Annotated in this window: 12 protein-coding genes; 10 read left to right on the top strand and 2 right to left on the bottom strand. The window is 60.1% G+C overall.

The window, feature by feature from the left end; translation table 11 throughout:
• Window positions 1-2997 (bottom strand): autotransporter domain-containing protein (locus BZK31_RS10400; RefSeq protein WP_157900722.1); only part of this gene is annotated, 2997 nt, incomplete at its 3' end.
• A 459-nt stretch (window positions 2998-3456) separates the two neighbouring features.
• On the opposite strand from BZK31_RS10400, the gene BZK31_RS10390 reads away from it, so the two are divergent.
• The 6 genes from BZK31_RS10390 to BZK31_RS10365 all read left to right on the top strand — a co-directional run bounded on the left by BZK31_RS10390 (window position 3457) and on the right by BZK31_RS10365 (window position 9112).
• Entirely contained in the window at window positions 3457-4353 is an 897-nt protein-coding gene (locus BZK31_RS10390; protein ID WP_083182582.1) for a TauD/TfdA dioxygenase family protein, read from the top strand.
• A 12-nt stretch (window positions 4354-4365) separates the two neighbouring features.
• Window positions 4366-5247 carry an ABC transporter ATP-binding protein gene (locus BZK31_RS10385; RefSeq protein WP_083182581.1) on the top strand — a complete coding sequence of 294 codons (882 nt, stop codon included), beginning with the start codon at window positions 4366-4368 and terminating at the stop codon, window positions 5245-5247.
• 109 nt (window positions 5248-5356) lie between these two features.
• On the top strand, window positions 5357-6223 hold the full coding sequence (locus BZK31_RS10380; RefSeq protein WP_083182580.1) for an ABC transporter permease: 867 nt from the start codon (window positions 5357-5359) through the stop codon (window positions 6221-6223).
• A gap of 44 nt (window positions 6224-6267) precedes the next feature.
• Complete coding sequence (locus BZK31_RS10375) at window positions 6268-7287, top strand: ABC transporter substrate-binding protein (protein ID WP_083182579.1); 1020 nt, start codon at window positions 6268-6270, stop codon at window positions 7285-7287.
• A 489-nt stretch (window positions 7288-7776) separates the two neighbouring features.
• Entirely contained in the window at window positions 7777-7989 is a 213-nt protein-coding gene (locus BZK31_RS10370; protein WP_083182578.1) for a DUF6124 family protein, read from the top strand.
• A 58-nt stretch (window positions 7990-8047) separates the two neighbouring features.
• A complete protein-coding gene (locus BZK31_RS10365; protein ID WP_244182660.1) occupies window positions 8048-9112 on the top strand; it encodes an RHS repeat-associated core domain-containing protein in 1065 nt (354 codons plus the stop codon).
• Window positions 9113-9305: 193 nt separating this feature from the next.
• Here BZK31_RS10365 and BZK31_RS30060 read toward each other — a convergent pair whose 3' ends face one another.
• Complete coding sequence (locus BZK31_RS30060) at window positions 9306-9689, bottom strand: hypothetical protein (protein ID WP_244182662.1); 384 nt, start codon at window positions 9687-9689, stop codon at window positions 9306-9308.
• Here BZK31_RS30060 and BZK31_RS10360 point away from each other — a divergent pair.
• The 4 genes from BZK31_RS10360 (at window position 9642) to BZK31_RS10345 (ending at window position 15960) form a co-directional block, all read left to right on the top strand.
• A complete protein-coding gene (locus tag BZK31_RS10360) occupies window positions 9642-10406 on the top strand; it encodes an RHS repeat-associated core domain-containing protein (protein ID WP_244182661.1) in 765 nt (254 codons plus the stop codon). The two genes, BZK31_RS30060 and BZK31_RS10360, sit on opposite strands and share 48 nt — an antisense overlap.
• 258 nt (window positions 10407-10664) lie before the next feature.
• Window positions 10665-11783, top strand: coding sequence for an efflux RND transporter periplasmic adaptor subunit (locus BZK31_RS10355; protein ID WP_083182575.1), 1119 nt, complete (start codon window positions 10665-10667; stop codon window positions 11781-11783).
• Window positions 11780-12850 carry an efflux RND transporter periplasmic adaptor subunit gene (locus tag BZK31_RS10350; protein ID WP_083182574.1) on the top strand — a complete coding sequence of 357 codons (1071 nt, stop codon included), beginning with the start codon at window positions 11780-11782 and terminating at the stop codon, window positions 12848-12850. Before BZK31_RS10355 ends, BZK31_RS10350 begins: the two co-directional genes overlap by 4 nt.
• Window positions 12847-15960, top strand: a complete 3114-nt coding sequence (locus BZK31_RS10345; protein ID WP_083182573.1) for an efflux RND transporter permease subunit — start codon at window positions 12847-12849, stop codon at window positions 15958-15960. The genes BZK31_RS10350 and BZK31_RS10345 overlap by 4 nt, the downstream gene beginning before the upstream one ends.
• Window positions 15961-15967 lie beyond the last annotated feature (7 nt).

Here is a 15967-nt window from a genome sequence, read left to right as displayed (position 1 = left end):
CAGGTCCACACCGGCGCCCAATACGGCGGCACTACGCGCTATCGGTGCTCCGGACAGGGTGAAGGTGTCGCCGCCGCTGAAGGCTGCGCGGCTTTGCGGCGTGATGTCGCCGAACGCACGGCGCCAGCCGACGGTGGCGTTGGGTTTGACGTCGACGCTGCCCATGTTCATGTGTGTCGCAGCCCGCAGCCCCAGCGTGCTGAACGTGATGTGGTTTTCCTCTGATTGGTTGCGCAGGTTGATGGCATTGCTGTTTTCATTGAAGCCGTCGGTGTCCAGGCGCACATGCGCTAGGCTGGCGAAAGGTTCGAGCTGCGCGTTACCCAGTTCGATGGCGTAGCCCAGTTCGCCGAATACCTGATTGGTCGCGGCCTGATAGTCCTGCTTGAGGCGCTCGGAAGAGCCCGGTAGCTCCAGCGTGCGCTTGGACGTCAGGTCATGCCAGGTTCTGACCGCGCCCAGACGCAGCCCCAGTTGCCCCCACGTCGCGCCGCCGTATACACCCAAGTGGTAGTTGTCACTGTCGCTGGAGCCGGAGGCATGACGCAGGTCGAAGCTGCTGCGACTGAAACCGGCCAGTGCGCCTACACGCCAGGTATCGTTGACCGGCACGTCGGCGCCGAACAGCAGGCCGCTGGTGTGGCTGTCCAGACCGGACGCGTCATTCGTGCTGTCGGTCTTGCCGGTCGCGCCGATCGCTTGAGTCCAGACCAGGCCGCGAGACGCATCGCCCGCCAGGGTTTGCGAAGCGCTGCCCGATACCTGCGCGGACTGCGATTGCTGCAGACGGTCGGTGATGGCATTGCGTACCAGTCGACTGTCTTCGATCAGTGCCGACTGGGTCGAGGCGTGCAATTCATTGGACAGGCCGTTGAAGGTGGCTTGTGCGGTCTGTGCATCCTGCTGCACCACGCTTCTGAACAGCGCATTGCCTGCGCCTGCGCTGTCCAGTCCTTGCGCCACTGCCCGGGCGTTGCGGCTGGTCGCCAGACTGGCGAAGCTTTGTGCGTTGCGATTGAGCGTCAGTCCGACATCAGTCGCGGTGTAATTGAGAGTCGGGGTCAGAAATGCGAAGTTCGACTGCACACCGCCGAACGTACCGCTGACACCACCGGCAGCCGAGAGAATCGAGTAACGGCTTGCTGCGACCCAGTTGCCGGCCTCGACCAGTGAAACCGTCGCGTTGTTCAGTGTTGCGCGGCCTGTGGCGACGATGCGGTCGGCGTTGCCGTTAGCATCAGATTCCACCTGATACACCGAGCCCTGAGCGAAGTTGACGTTGCCGTTGACGTTCAGTTGCCCCACCGAATTGCCTGGTGCGACGACACCGCCTGAGGCGACGTTGATACCGCCGACCGAACCATTGCCGCCCAGTACGGCGCCTTGGTTGACGTTCACGACTGAACTGCCGAGATTGCCATTTACCGCCAGACGCCCGGCCTGCACGGTGGTCGGGCCGGACAGGCTGCTGTTGCCGGTCAGGTTCAGCGAACCTGCGCCTTGTTTGATCAGTGCGCCGTTACCTGCGATGGCATTGCTGAAGGTGTCGTTGGTCGACTGATCGAGCACCAGCGTCGCATTGTCGGTGATTGTCCCGCTGCCGAAGGCCTGGGCGTGGCCGGTCAAGACGCCGCCGTTGATGATGGTGCCGCCCGAGTAACTGTTATTGCCGGTCAGCATCAGGTTGCCGGTGCCATTCTTGATAAGGCCACCGCTGCCGGAAATGTCATTGCGCCAGGCATCGATGGCGTTATAGCCGCCTTGGCTGGCGTTCATGTTGACCGTGACATTCGAATTGAACGCCGCGTAGCCATCGCCCGCCGCATAGAGGTTCAGCCGGCCGTAGCCGTTGGATTGATCGATCACCGCGTAGCCCGACGAGATCTCGGTGGTGCCCAGAATCTCCCGGCGCTGGCTGGCGTCGAGATACGGAAAGCGGGTTTCCAACAGCACTTCCGCGTTGACCGGCACCACGGGTGCCAGGTTGGTCGGGCCGACCGGGTCGAAGCCGTAAGTCATGCGCGAGGTGTACAGCGCCTTGTCCTGCGCGTGTTGAGACGTGCGGTCGGTGGCGGGATCGATCCTGGCCATGCAGTCATTGACGTTGCCGCCGCACTGCGCGGTGAAGTAGGCCAGCGACTGGGCGCGGGCATCGGCGCGCAACTGGGCGTTGGCCGGGTTGGACAGGTTGTCGATGGCGAAATAAGTGGCCGTGATACGCCCGCCCATCACGTCGAAAGGCGAGTGCATACCGGCTTCGATCCGGTTGTCTCCAATGTCGGATGCGCGCAGCATCAACTCGCTATAGCGCTCTGGAATGGCATAGGCCAAAGCGATGGAAGACAGATACGCAGCGTTGGTATGACCACTGGGGAAACCCGCGTCGCTGGCGGGCGTGGTGCTCTTTGCAGGGCGCAGGGAAGGCTGCACCACGAATTCAAGGTTTTGACCGTCCAGGGTCTGCCGCCACGGACGCGGGTATTGAAAGTGGGATTTGGCCGGTGTGGTGGACGCGTCATTACGCACCGCGCCCACCAGATCGACCACCTTGCCCAGCGCCGAAGAAGAGCTGCCTGCGCCATTGCCCTTGTCGTCGAATTTGGTGGTTTTGTTGCTGTCGTCGAACTGAGTGATGGTGGTGAACGCCCCCGAGCCTGCCTTATAGGCATCACTCAGCGAGCCCAGACCGCTGATGGCGCTGTAGCTCTGGTCGCGGCGGTCATCGAAATACGCAGCGGTTTCCTGAGCGAGCGTGCGCGAGTTGGCGCGGTCCAGGACCAACTGCAGGTTGCGCCTGAGCAGACTCTGACCCAGCGCGGTCGGCGTGCCGGTGTCCCACGTTGCGCCGGTGTTCCAGAGCGTGCTGAAGCCGGACAGTAAATCGACGCCGTTGATGCGGTCATCCCCCGAGCGACCTGCTGCATGGACCGAGACCGCAAGCAGCGAAAGTATCAACGTCGATACCACGACGTGGGCGGTGGGTTTGACGCACGGCATATTGCAGTCCTTCACGCAGTTGAATGAAGGCGCTGACGCTAGCAAGCCGTTCTTACAGCCAGATGTATCGGGCATGACACATTTATGAGAACTGTTGAATCTTTGTGAGAGCGAGCTTGCTCGCGAAGCTGTGGCATGGATTCTGAAGATGCAGCGGCTGACATATAGCCTTCGCGGACGAGTCCGCTCCCACAGTGGTCCACCGTTTAGGGCCAGGCGCGTGTTCGTGGGAGCGACTTGTCCGCGAAAAGGGTGTATCGAAGACGTAGTTAAAGGCAGTTGGCTCTCTTCCTCCAAGGCATGCGTTCGTCAGCAGGTTTGACTGAATCTGACCCTAAGGCTTCACGGTCCGTGCGCTATCCCATTCTGCGCTATGCATATTCCCCAACGGTATTTAAATTCCTTTTCTTATATCTATACAGTTCCTGCTCTCAGTCACATTCTGGAGTCGGAGTTCTCATGCCAGCAGCCTCCCTCGCTTCATCGCCCGCATCCTTTGCGTCGCAATCGTTCGACGTGCGTCCATTCGCCGAAAAGGTGGGCGCTGAAATCGTCGGGCTGGATCTGTCCAAACCCCTTAACGACACCGACTTCGCGCGCGTTCATCAAGCGCACCTTGATTACCACGTCATCGTGTTCCGCGATCAGCACATCACGCCGCAGCAACAGATCGACTTCAGCCGTCGTTTCGGTGTGCTGCAGATTCATGTGCTCAAGCAGTTCCTGCTGGCCAATCACCCGGAAATCCTGATCGTTTCCAATATCGTCGAAAACGGCCAGCCGGTCGGTCTGGGCGATGCGGGCAAATACTGGCATTCGGACCTGTCGTACAAGGAACTGCCAAGCCTGGGCTCGATGCTGTATGCGCAGGAACTGCCCAGCGAAGGCGGGGACACGCTGTTCGCCGACATGCATCAGGCCTGGGACACGCTGCCGCAGCATCTGCGCGAGGCAGTCGAGGGGCGTTCGGCCGTTCACAGCTACACCGCGCGTTACGCCGAAGGCCACAATGCCGCCAACTGGCGTCCGACCCTGACCGCCGAGCAACTGGCGCAAGTGGTTGAAGTCAGCCATCCCATCGTGCGCACACACCCTGAAACCGGGCGCAAGGCGCTGTTCGTCAGTGAAGGTTTCACCACGCGCATCCTGGGTCTGCCCGAAGACGAGAGCCGCCAGATTCTCAACGAAATCTATGCCCACAGCGTTCGTCCCGAACACATCTATCGCCATCAGTGGCAGCCCAACGACATGGTCTTCTGGGACAACCGTTCGCTGATCCATCTTGCAGCGGGCTGCCCTGCGCACCTGCGCCGCAAGTTGCATCGCACGACCATTCAAGGCTCAGCGCCGTTCTGAGGGAGACCGTTCATGAATGCCGCTCTGCAAGGCCACACGGCCAGCCAGAATACTTCACCGCAACCGGCCGCTCAGCCCACCGCTGAAGCCTTGTTGCAGGTTCGCGGCGTTAGCCTCGAATACCGCACCCCCGAGCGCGTGGTGCGAGCCACGCATCAGGTCAGTTTCGAGGTCGATCCGGCGGACCGTTTCGTCCTGCTCGGCCCATCGGGCTGTGGCAAATCCACGTTGCTCAAGGCCGTGGCCGGTTTCATCCAGCCCAGCGAAGGCGAGATTCGTCTGGCGGGTACTCAGGTACGCGAGCCCGGCCCTGATCGCATCGTGGTGTTTCAGGAGTTCGATCAGTTGCCCCCGTGGAAAACCGTGATCGAGAACGTCATGTTTCCACTTCTGGCTTCACGCACGTTGAAACGTCCCGAGGCGCTTGAGCGTGCGCGTTATTACCTGGAAAAGGTCGGGCTCAGCGCATTTGCCGATGCCTATCCGCACACCTTGTCGGGTGGCATGAAAGCCCGCGTGGCCATCGCTCGGGCGTTGGCGATGCAGCCGAAAATCCTGCTGATGGACGAGCCTTTCGCCGCCCTCGATGCCCTGACCCGTCGCAAGATGCAGGAAGAGCTGCTGGAACTGTGGGATGAGGTGCGTTTCACCCTGCTGTTCGTCACGCACTCGATTGAAGAGGCGCTGGTGGTGGGCAATCGCATCCTGCTGCTGTCGCCGCATCCGGGGCGGGTGCGCGCCGAGATCAACAGCCATCAGTACGACCTGAAAAGCCTCGGTGGTGTTGGCTTTCAGCAGACCGCGCAACGCATCCATCGCCTGCTGTTCGATGAGGGTGAAGAGGGGCAGGTCGACGCCGATCTGAATTTCCAGGATATCCGCATCGCGTACTGACGATTTTGCCGATCGGGATGCAACGCGTCCGCGACGCACGCCTACGCAGCGCTCTCGCACGATCAGCGGCAACGTCCGCGCTTAACAGCACAACAGGGAACCGAACACCATGAGCCTGGCACCTCCCGCTCGCGAAGAATACGAAGTCATGCTGCAACCGTTCACCCAGGAAGATCTGGCCCGCGACATTCCGCTGGCTCAGCGCATCTGGCAACTGGGCTGGGTACGCAAAACCGTAATCATGATCGCGTTGGCAGTGCTCTGGGAGATTGCCGCACGCATCCAGAACAATGATCTGCTGCTACCCGGCTTTCTGCAGACCGCCAGCGCCTTTTATGACGGGCTGATCAGTGGTGAACTGCCGGGCAAAGTCTGGATCTCGCTGAAAGTGCTGATCCAGGGCTACCTGATCGGCATCGTCCTGGCGTTCGGCCTGACCACGTTGGCGGTGTCCACTCAGTTGGGACGTGATCTGCTCAGTACCCTGACCGCCATGTTCAACCCGTTGCCGGCCATTGCGCTGTTGCCGCTGGCATTGCTCTGGTTCGGACTGGGTCAGAACAGCCTGATCTTCGTGCTGGTGCATTCGGTGCTGTGGGCGCTGGCGCTCAACACGTACGCGGGTTTTCTCGGCGTTTCAGAAACCCAGCGCATGGCGGGGCGCAACTATGGGCTCAAGGGGTTGCGTTTTGTCTGGCACATCCTCATCCCCGCCGCGCTGCCGTCGATTCTGGCGGGCCTGAAAATCGGCTGGGCGTTCGCCTGGCGCACGCTGATCGCCGCCGAGCTGGTGTTTGGCGCATCGTCCGGCAAAGGCGGGTTGGGCTGGTACATCTTTCAGAACCGCAACGAGCTCTACACCGACAAGGTTTTCGCCGGTCTGGCCGCCGTGATCCTCATCGGCCTGCTGGTGGAGAACCTGCTGTTCGCCAACATCGAGCGTCTGACCGTCAAGCGCTGGGGCATGCAGCGTTGAAACACTTTCATAACCCTTATTCGAACGACTACGGTGAGCACTTCATGGCAACCCCTTTCAAGCGTCCGGCACTGACGGTATTGGCAGCGACATTTGGCCTGTTTGGCGCGCTGCTCAGCAGCGGTGCACAAGCCGAAGGCAAGATCAGCATCGCGCAGCAATTCGGCATCGGTTATTTGATTCTCGACGTGGTACGTGATCAGAAGCTGATCGAAAAACACGGCAAGGAGCAGGGCCTCGACATCAAAGTCGACTGGAATAGCATTTCCGGCGCCACGGCCATGAACGAGGCGCTGCTGGCGGGGGCTCTGGACGTGGTCTCGGCTGGCGTGCCACCCATGCTGACCATCTGGGATCGCACCAAGGGCAAACAGAACGTCAAGGCCATCGCTTCTCTGGGGTCGATGCCCAATTACTTGCTGACCAACAACCCCAACGTAAAGACGCTCAAAGACTTTACCGACAAGGACCGCATCGCGGTGCCAGCGGCAGGCGTGGGGTTTCAGTCGCGCACCTTACAGATCGAAACCGCGAAAATCTTTGGTAACGACAACTACAAGAAATTCGACACCATCTCGGTCAGCCTCGCGCACCCTGATGCCACCGCTGCGCTGATTGCCGGTGGATCGGAAATCAACTCGCACTTCTCCAGCCCGCCGTTCCAGTATCAGGCGCTGGAAAACCCTAACGTGCATAAGGTGCTCAGTTCCTACGACGTGCTCGGCGGGCAGGCCACGTTCAACGTGCTCTACACCACCGAAAAATTTCACGACGAAAACCCCAAGACCTACAAGGCGTTCTACGACGCACTGGCCGAGGCCGAGAAAATCATCAAGGCCGATAAGTCAGCGGCTGCGCAGACCTACATTCGCGTCGAACAGTCGAAGTTGCCGTTGCCATTGGTCGAGAAGATCGTGTCCGACCCTGAAATCGACTTCACCATCACCCCGCAGCGTACCTTCATCTACGCCGAGAAACTGCACGATCTGGGCGTGCTGAAGAACAAGGCCGCGAGCTGGAAGGATTACTTCTTCGAAGAAGCGCAGGGCGGCGCGGGAAGCTGACAATCCGGGTCATGCGTGGGGCCTGCCAAGCACATGTTTCCAGCCCTCACGCTGATTGCTGCAGGTCGCTGCATCTGCACTGAAGGGGCTGCGTTGTCAGTCCCGGTGGGAACCGGGGCATTGCCACGATCCTGTTTCAAGGCATCACCGATGTCCGATTTGTTACGTCTGCTCATAAAATCCTTGTTTTGAAGGGCCGCTCCTTCAGTGCTTTCCCTTTCCCAAGTATGAACTTTCCTAGAAAATCCCGAGCCCTTGTGTGCATGGAATCGAGACACCAGGCTGCGTCGGTCGCTGAGTTTCAGCGATCGGGTTTAGCAGCCTGTCCAGAGACATGAACGCAAGAACTGCTTGATGGCGGTTTTGCGTGGGGCACCTTCGGGTGCGCCGGGTTTCGTGTTCTCTACCGGTCTGCTAACCCGCGTCAAAGTTGCCACCCTTATTCTTTTAGCAGCGAATGTGCGGTGGCTTTACAGCAGAGACCACAACATGACCCATTCCGTACCCGCCCCACCTCACAAATCCCTCGAAGACACGCTGACGCAGGTCAGCGACATATTGCGCTGCGCCTCCGCCACCGCTTACGAAACCGGCGACTGCCTCAACGGCCCGAAGCGCGACCTCGCGTTTTCCGTGGTGCACCTGATCGACATCGCCAGAGCGAAGCTGGACCGCTCGCTGGAGGACGTAGCAAAGCGCTGACTAGCAGTTCTGCGAGTAGACGGTACGTGCCTGGCGGTGCAGTGTAACGGTGAAAGCGATGCACACCGTTACACGGCGCATCGGCCAGCATGGAAGCCCGAAAATGACCCTCAAGACTGCCCTTTGCCGCTACCGCTACGACCCTCTCGACCGGCTGGCCTCCCGATCACTGCTGGCCGAGGCTGTTTCGCGGTTGTTTTATCAGGCGGACAGACTGGCTAGTGAACTTCAAGGCAGCGAGCAGCACCGCTTTTTTCATCGCGACCGTCAACCGCTGGCCTGTCACACGCTGATCGACAACGTTCCAGGCAACACGCTGACTGCCACCGATCAACAAAACAGCGTATTGAATGCCCTAAATGGCGGACAGCCAGTCGCCGTTGCCTACACGCCCTATGGACATCACGCACCCGCCGCCCACCTGCCGGGCTACCTCGGCGAAAAGCCCGATCCAGTCACCGGCCATTACCTGCTGGGCAACGGCTATCGCGCCTACAACCCGGTACTTATGCGCTTCAACAGCCCGGACAGCCTGAGTCCGTTTGGCAAGGGTGGGCTCAATGCCTACGCGTATTGCGCCGGTGATCCTCTCAATCGAAGTGACTCCAGCGGACATGATTGGCTTGATATTGCGCTATCGGCTGCCTATATCGGTGCCGGCCTGGCGACGGCTGGATTCGGTCTGGCGATGGCTCGGCCTTCGCTGAAAGCAGTGTTCAAAGGGGTAAAAACGAAACCCCCGGCCACCGATGTGAGCCCGGCATCACCTGCACCCAGACGGTCCGCCGACACAGGCGAGAAGCTTTCGGCTGTCGTCGCAGTAGGTGCAGTGGCCGCCAGTGTTGTCTGGGGTTCTGCGTTCATTGTCAAAAACGCGGCTCCCGACTCTCCCCTGCAACAGCCCCTGGCCGCAATTGCGGTGGCATTGAGTCTTTCGACGCTCGTTTTTCGGGGAGGCAATTTCGCTCGTACCGAAATCAAAAAACGTACGGCCAGACCTGCGACTGTCGCCAGCCCCAGCCCCAGCCCCAGCCGACGCAGCATCGGCGTCCAGACCTCCTACAGCATCCGCAGCCGATCTTCGAGCGTGCGTGATGATCTTGTGGAAGAAACAAGGCTCTGACCCTGATTCGAACAACACGGGACACTCAAGAGCGCTGCTAAAGGTCTGCCCTTGCGCTACGACAAAGAATCCTCCCGCACGCCAGCGTGCCCGCCCGTCATTAACGTTTGTTTGCGCTCGGCCTTACTGCTGCTCCGCTGGTATTTCTACCAGTGGACTTGCCTGCCGGACCGGCGCACGCTTGAACTCTGTCTTAATCATCAGGGACGTGATCATGACGCTTCTTTGCACCTACTCCTACGATCCGCTGGATCGAATTGCGACACTGAGCCCTCTGGCTCAGGCAGTTACCCGACGCTTCTACTGCGAAAGACAAATGGTCAGTGAACTGCAGGGAAGCGTTCAACGGACGCTGCTCCAGGCAGACGGTCGTCTGCTGGCGCAACTGAATCGGGATGACGATGGAGGGTCTATCGATCTGATCGCCACGGACCAGCAGAACAGCGCTGTGCGTGTGTCCGCCGCCGGGCAGCAGACCGACATCGCCTACTCGCCTTACGGCCATCGTGAAGCTGATGTGTCTGGCGCAATGCTGTCGGGCTTCACCGGCGCGCAACCCGACCGTGTGACAGGCCATTACTTGCTGGGCAATGGTTATCGCGCCTTTAACCCGACGCTGATGCGCTTCAATAGCCCGGACAGCCTGAGCCCGTTCGGTAAAGGCGGGCTGAATGCGTACGCCTATTGTGCGGGGGATCCGATTAACCGCATTGATTCAACGGGGCATATGAGGTTAGGCATACGAACGTCCTTATACGGCGTTTTTGTAATAGCTTCAGGCATTACACTCATTGTCCTCAGCAAGCATCAGGCTAGCGATTCAAACCAGGAGATACCCACGGCCGGAATAGTAGTTGGGAGCATTGGAACAGCCCTGGGTATAGGGTTTACGGGCTTTTCCGCTTATAGGGCATTTAGCAGATCCTCCCCATTAAGACCGTCTGCACCACCTGTGGCACCGCGAGTGAGCGTTGCTTCTCTGGGAGGGAGCGCGATGGCAGGGACCAGGAGCGGTTCTGTTCCAAGCAGTAGTCCAACGCAAACGCGCAGGAACGTTACTTCTGAATCGCCTGACTTACGGCGACGCAATGGGAGCGGTTCTTCTAACGGGAGTACGCGTGTTTATTCCGGTCCACTGCATTCGCGTTCTTTCTCCGAAGAGTCACCTCCACCGGCCTACGAGGAACTTTTCCCACCGACTCAGCAAGGTTCTCCAGGGCAGGGGATTCCCATGACGTCTTTGGCATCGCAGATCAGAAGGTCAACTCGCGATGTGGGTGAGACAACTGTCTGATAAACACACAGCGGTATCTCGCATGCCTGGTGCTCGCGTTCATGGCAGGCATTCGCATCAGTTTTTTTGCACCACATCATTGGCGCCTGCAACTGGCGCTCGGACGTTTTGACGCGGCCATAAACCCTGTCCTGCCAGTCCCCAGACCTCTGCCCCGAAGAGCCTGCAAGGAACCCTTCCGCACGCCAACAGTCGCATGTTCACGTGATTCTCTCGTACCCCTACGCTTGCACCCTGGCATCCGCAAAAGGAGTCTGCATGCCTGCTCGTCGTTCAAGACTGATTACCCTCGGCCTTGCCGCTGCTGTGGCGGCGCTGGCGGGCTGTGGCGAGGAAAAACCGGCCGCGCCCGAGTTGCCTCGTGTCTACGTGCAGCCGGTGAAGACCGCCGAGTTTGCCGCCAGCGTTGCGCTGACGGGCGATATCCAGGCGCGGGTGCAGACGCAACTGTCCTTTCGCGTCAATGGCAAAATCATTCAGCGTAATGTGGATGTCGGCGACAGGGTCACGGCCAAGCAGGTTCTGGCCCGGCTCGACCCCAAGGATCTGCAGATCAATGTCGATTCGGCGCAAGCCTCGGTCGCAGCCGAGCAAGCGCGCGTCAATCAGACCCGCGCCGCTTTCATCCGCCAGCAAAAACTGCTGCCCAAGGGTTACACCAGCCAGAGCGAATACGACTCCGCCCAGGCGGCGTTGCGGGGCAGCGAAAGTTCGTTGAAAGCCGCTCAGGCGCAGTTGGCCAATGCACGCGAGCAACTGAGTTACACTGCGCTGGTGGCCGATGCGTCGGGTGTGATCACAGCGCGTCAGGCAGAAGTCGGACAAGTCGTGCAAGCCACGGTGCCGATTTTCAGTCTGGCGCGTGATGGTGAGCGCGATGCGGTGTTCAACGTCTACGAATCGCTGTTCGTCCAGCCGGCCAGTGACCAACCGGTGCAAGTCACGCTGCTCGACAATCCGGCCATCAAGGTGAATGGCAAGGTGCGCGAGGTGACTCCGGCTGTGTCGGCGCAAACCGGCACCTTGCAGGTCAAGATCGCGCTGGACCCGCTGCCTGAAGGCATGGACCTGGGCTCGGTGGTCAGCGTGGCCTTGAGCAAACCCGCCAATGCCAGCGTCGAGTTGCCGTGGTCGGCGCTGACCAAGGACCTGGGCGAGCAACTGGGCAAGCCCGCCGTGTGGGTAGTGGACGACCAGGGCAAGGCCAACCTGCGCCGTGTCAAGGTTGCGCGTTACCTGACCTCCCACGTGATTATTGGCGATGGCCTGAAAGCCGGAGAACAAGTCGTGGTGGCGGGCGGACAGCTGCTGCACCCCGACATGCAGGTGGAAATCGCCGACCAACCCGAACCGCAAAATGCCCAGGTGCAACCATGAAGCGTTTGTCGTGCGTTGTACTGAGTGGTTTGCTGCTGGCGGGTTGCGGCAAGGATGACGCGCCGCCCGAGCCGGTACGTCCGGTGGTGTTCGTCGAGGCACAACCTGAGTCGATTCAGGACTTCGGTCGCTTTGCGGGCAACATCGAGGCGCGGTATCAAAGCGTGCTGGGCTTTCGGGTGCCCGGCCGCATCGCCCGTCGTCATGTGGACGTGGGCAGTGAAGTGAAGAAGGGTGACTTGCTCGCCACACTCGACCCGACCGATCAACAGAACGCCGTGCGCAGTCGCCAAGGGGATCTGGCCAACGTTCAGGCGCAGTGGATCAACGCCCAGGCCAATGCCCGTCGCCAACAGGAACTGTTCGACCGTGGCGTCGGCGCGCAGGCGCAACTGGACATCGCCCTGACCAACCTGAAAACCACCCAGTCCTCGCTGGATCAGGCCAAGGCGGCCGAACAGCAGGCCCGCGATCAGCTAAGTTACAGCGAGCTGCGCAGCGATCACGACGCGGTGGTCACTGAATGGAAAGTCGAGGCCGGGCAGGTCGTCACCGCAGGTCAGGAAGTGGTCACACTGGCGCGTCCTGACATCAAGGAAGCAGTAATCGATCTGCCGTCACAACTGGCTGACCAGTTGCCTGCGGATGTGGTGTACACCGTGGCCAGTCAGCTCGATCCAGAGGTGAATACCACGGCCACGCTGCGTGAAATCGAACCTCAACCCGACCGCTCGACCCGTACTCGTCGGGCGCGCTTTTCTCTGACCGAAACGCCACCCGCCCTTCGTCTGGGTACGGCGATCAGTGTGAGCCTCAGCTCGGCCATCGCGCCGCGTCTGCGCCTGCCGCTCAACGCGTTGCAGGAGGTCGATGGCAAGCGCCAGATCTGGGTCATCGATCCGCAGAATCAGACCGTCAATCCCCGCATCGTCAATGTCGTGAGCCAGGACGACAACAGCTTTCTGCTGGCGGGCGGCGTGAGTGCCGGCGAGAAGGTGGTCAGTGCAGGTGTCAACAGCCTCAAGCCGGGGCAGAAAGTCAAAGTCGATGAGGAAAGCCCGCGATGAAAGGGAGTTTCAATCTGTCCGAGTGGGCCCTCAAGCACCAGTCGTTTGTCTGGTATCTGATGTTCGTCGCGCTGCTGATGGGCGTGTTTTCGTACATGAACCTGGGTCGCGAAGAAGACCCCTCGTTCACCATCAAAACCATGGTCATCCAGACCCGCTGGCCGGGTGCGACCGTCGATGAAACCCTTGAGCAGGTCACCGACCGCATCGAGAAAAAGCTCGAAGAACTGGACTCGCTGGACTACGTGAAAAGCTACACCCGTCCGGGCGAGTCGACGGTGATGGTGTTCCTGCGTGACACAACCGATGCCAAGGCGATACCGGAAATCTGGTATCAGGTGCGCAAGAAGATCGACGATATTCGTGGGCAATTTCCTCAAGGGCTGCAAGGCCCCGCGTTCAACGATGAGTTCGGTGACGTGTTCGGTTCGATCTATGCGTTTACGGCCGACGGGTTCTCGATGCGCGAGTTGCGTGATTACGTCGAGAAGGTCCGCGTCGATATCCGTCAGGTGCCGGGGCTTGGCAAGGTCCAGATGGTGGGTCAGCAGGACGAAGTCATCTACCTGAATTTCTCGACCCGCAAACTGGCAGCCCTCGGGCTCGATCAGCGGCAGGTCGTGCAAAGCCTGCAATCGCAGAACGCCGTGACGCCTGCGGGCGTCATCGAAGCCGGGCCTGAACGGATTTCCGTACGCACCTCTGGGCAGTTTGCGTCCGAGAAGGACCTGGCTGCGGTCAACCTGCGTCTCAATGACCGCTTCTATCGCTTGAGTGATATCGCCGAGATCACCCGCGGCTACACCGACCCGCCCAAGCCGCTGTTTCGCTACAACGGCAAGCCTGCCATCGGCCTGGCCATTGCGATGAAGAAGGGCGGCAATATTCAGGAGTTCGGCAAGGCGCTGCATGAGCGCATGGACGCCACGACCGCCGAATTGCCGGTGGGCATTGGCGTGCACAAGGTGTCGGATCAGGCCGAAGTGGTGAACAAGGCGGTGGGCGGTTTCACCAGCGCGTTGTTCGAGGCGGTGATCATCGTACTGGTGGTCAGTTTCGTCAGTCTCGGCGTGCGTGCCGGTCTGGTGGTGGCGTGCTCCATCCCGCTGGTGCTGGCGATGGTCTTCGTGTTCATGGAGTACAGCGGCATCACCATGCAGCGGATTTCCCTCGGCGCCTTGATTATCGCGTTGGGGCTTTTGGTGGATGACGCGATGATCACCGTCGAGATGATGGTCACGCGGCTGGAGATGGGCGAAACCAAGGAGCAGGCCGCGACTTACGCCTACACCTCGACCGCGTTCCCGATGCTCACCGGCACGCTGGTGACAGTGGCCGGTTTCGTGCCGATCGGTCTGAACGCCAGTTCGGCGGGGGAATACACCTTCACGCTGTTTGCCGTGATCGCCGTGGCGATGCTGGTGTCCTGGGTGGTCGCCGTGTTGTTCGCGCCGGTGATCGGCGTGCACATTCTGAGCAGCAACATCAAACCCAAATCCGAAGAGCCGGGCCGCATTGGCCGGGCGTTCAACTCCAGCATGCTCTGGGCCATGCGTCATCGCTGGCTGGCGATTGGCATTACGTTGGTGCTATTCGCCGCCTCGCTGTTTTCGATGCAGTTCGTGCAAAGCCAGTTCTTCCCGTCTTCCGACCGGCCGGAGATTCTGGTTGACCTCAACCTGCCGCAAAATGCCTCGGTCAACGAGACACGCAGGGTGGTCGATCGCTTTGAAGCGAGTCTCAAGGACGACCCGGACATCGAGCGTTGGAGTACTTACATCGGACAGGGCGCGTTGCGTTTTTACCTGCCACTGGACCAGCAACTGGAAAACCCGTTCTACGCCCAGTTGGTGATCGTCAGTAAAGGTCTGGAAGAGCGTGGTGCGCTGACGGCCCGTCTGCAAAAGCGTCTGCGTGACGAGTTCGTCGGCATCGGCTCCTACGTGCAGCCGCTGGAAATGGGCCCGCCGGTAGGACGTCCGTTGCAGTACCGCGTCAGTGGCGAGGACATCGACAAGGTGCGCCAGCACGCCATCGAACTGGCCACGCTGCTTGACCAGAATTCGCACGTGGGTGAAGTGATCTACGACTGGAACGAGCCGGGCAAGGTCCTGCGCATCGACATCAATCAGGACAAGGCGCGGCAACTGGGGCTGTCGTCCGAAGATGTTGCCAACCTGATGAACAGCGTGGTCAGCGGGTCGGCCGTGACGCAGGTGCGTGACGATATCTATCTGATTAATGTGGTCGGCCGCGCCGAAGACGCTGAACGCGGTACGCCGGAGACTTTGCAGAACCTGCAAATCGTTACGCCGAGTGGTGCATCCATTCCGCTGCTGGCGTTTGCGACCGTTGGCTACGAGCTTGAGCAGCCATTGGTCTGGCGTCGTGATCGCAAACCGACCATCACCGTGAAAGGTGCGGTGCGCGACGAGATTCAACCGACGGATCTGGTCAAGCAGCTGAAACCCGAGATCGAGAAATTCGCTCAGGGCCTGCCGGTCGGCTACAAGGTGGCAACGGGCGGCACCGTGGAAGAAAGCAGCAAGGCTCAAGGTCCGATTGCCAGCGTGGTGCCGTTGATGCTGTTTTTGATGGCGACGTTCCTGATGATCCAGTTGCACAGTGTGCAGAAGATGTTTCTGGTGGCCAGTGTCGCGCCGCTGGGCCTGATTGGCGTGGTGTTGGCGTTGATCCCGACGGGAACGCCGCTGGGTTTCGTAGCGATTCTGGGGGTGTTGGCGCTGATCGGCATCATCATCCGCAACTCGGTGATTCTGGTGACCCAGATCGACGCTTACGAGCGCAGCGGGTATCTGCCGTGGGATGCGGTGGTTGAAGCGACCGAACATCGCCGTCGGCCGATCCTGCTGACGGCTGCGGCGGCAAGTCTGGGCATGATCCCCATTGCGCGTGAAGTGTTCTGGGGGCCGATGGCCTACGCAATGATCGGCGGCATCATCATCGCCACCTTGCTCACCCTGCTGTTCCTGCCCGCACTTTATGTGGCCTGGTACAAAATCAAAGAGCCGACTGACAAGCAGCGTCGTGAGGCAGACGAGAAGGACAAAAATGAGGACCGTGAAGGCGATTTAGCGTCGCAGCGCTGAAGCTTTC

Origin of the sequence: Pseudomonas floridensis, from assembly GCF_002087235.1 — a bacterium.
Classification (GTDB): Bacteria; Pseudomonadota; Gammaproteobacteria; order Pseudomonadales; family Pseudomonadaceae; genus Aquipseudomonas; species Aquipseudomonas floridensis.
Note: the sequence above shows the minus strand (reverse complement) of the source record. Positions and strands in the feature narration are given on the sequence as shown.

What these genes read in the sequence shown, in the direction of transcription:
- BZK31_RS10360 (WP_244182661.1), top strand. Translation starts at nt 9,642, where the DNA reads ATGCTGTCGGGCTTCACCGGCGCGCAACCCGACCGTGTGACAGGCCAT.
- BZK31_RS10385 (WP_083182581.1), top strand. Translation starts at nt 4,366, where the DNA reads ATGAATGCCGCTCTGCAAGGCCACACGGCCAGCCAGAATACTTCACCG.
- BZK31_RS10345 (WP_083182573.1), top strand. Translation starts at nt 12,847, where the DNA reads ATGAAAGGGAGTTTCAATCTGTCCGAGTGGGCCCTCAAGCACCAGTCG.
- BZK31_RS10375 (WP_083182579.1), top strand. Translation starts at nt 6,268, where the DNA reads ATGGCAACCCCTTTCAAGCGTCCGGCACTGACGGTATTGGCAGCGACA.
- BZK31_RS10365 (WP_244182660.1), top strand. Translation starts at nt 8,048, where the DNA reads ATGCACACCGTTACACGGCGCATCGGCCAGCATGGAAGCCCGAAAATG.
- BZK31_RS10350 (WP_083182574.1), top strand. Translation starts at nt 11,780, where the DNA reads ATGAAGCGTTTGTCGTGCGTTGTACTGAGTGGTTTGCTGCTGGCGGGT.
- BZK31_RS10370 (WP_083182578.1), top strand. Translation starts at nt 7,777, where the DNA reads ATGACCCATTCCGTACCCGCCCCACCTCACAAATCCCTCGAAGACACG.
- BZK31_RS10355 (WP_083182575.1), top strand. Translation starts at nt 10,665, where the DNA reads ATGCCTGCTCGTCGTTCAAGACTGATTACCCTCGGCCTTGCCGCTGCT.
- BZK31_RS30060 (WP_244182662.1), bottom strand. Translation starts at nt 9,689, where the DNA reads ATGGCCTGTCACACGGTCGGGTTGCGCGCCGGTGAAGCCCGACAGCAT.
- BZK31_RS10380 (WP_083182580.1), top strand. Translation starts at nt 5,357, where the DNA reads ATGAGCCTGGCACCTCCCGCTCGCGAAGAATACGAAGTCATGCTGCAA.
- BZK31_RS10390 (WP_083182582.1), top strand. Translation starts at nt 3,457, where the DNA reads ATGCCAGCAGCCTCCCTCGCTTCATCGCCCGCATCCTTTGCGTCGCAA.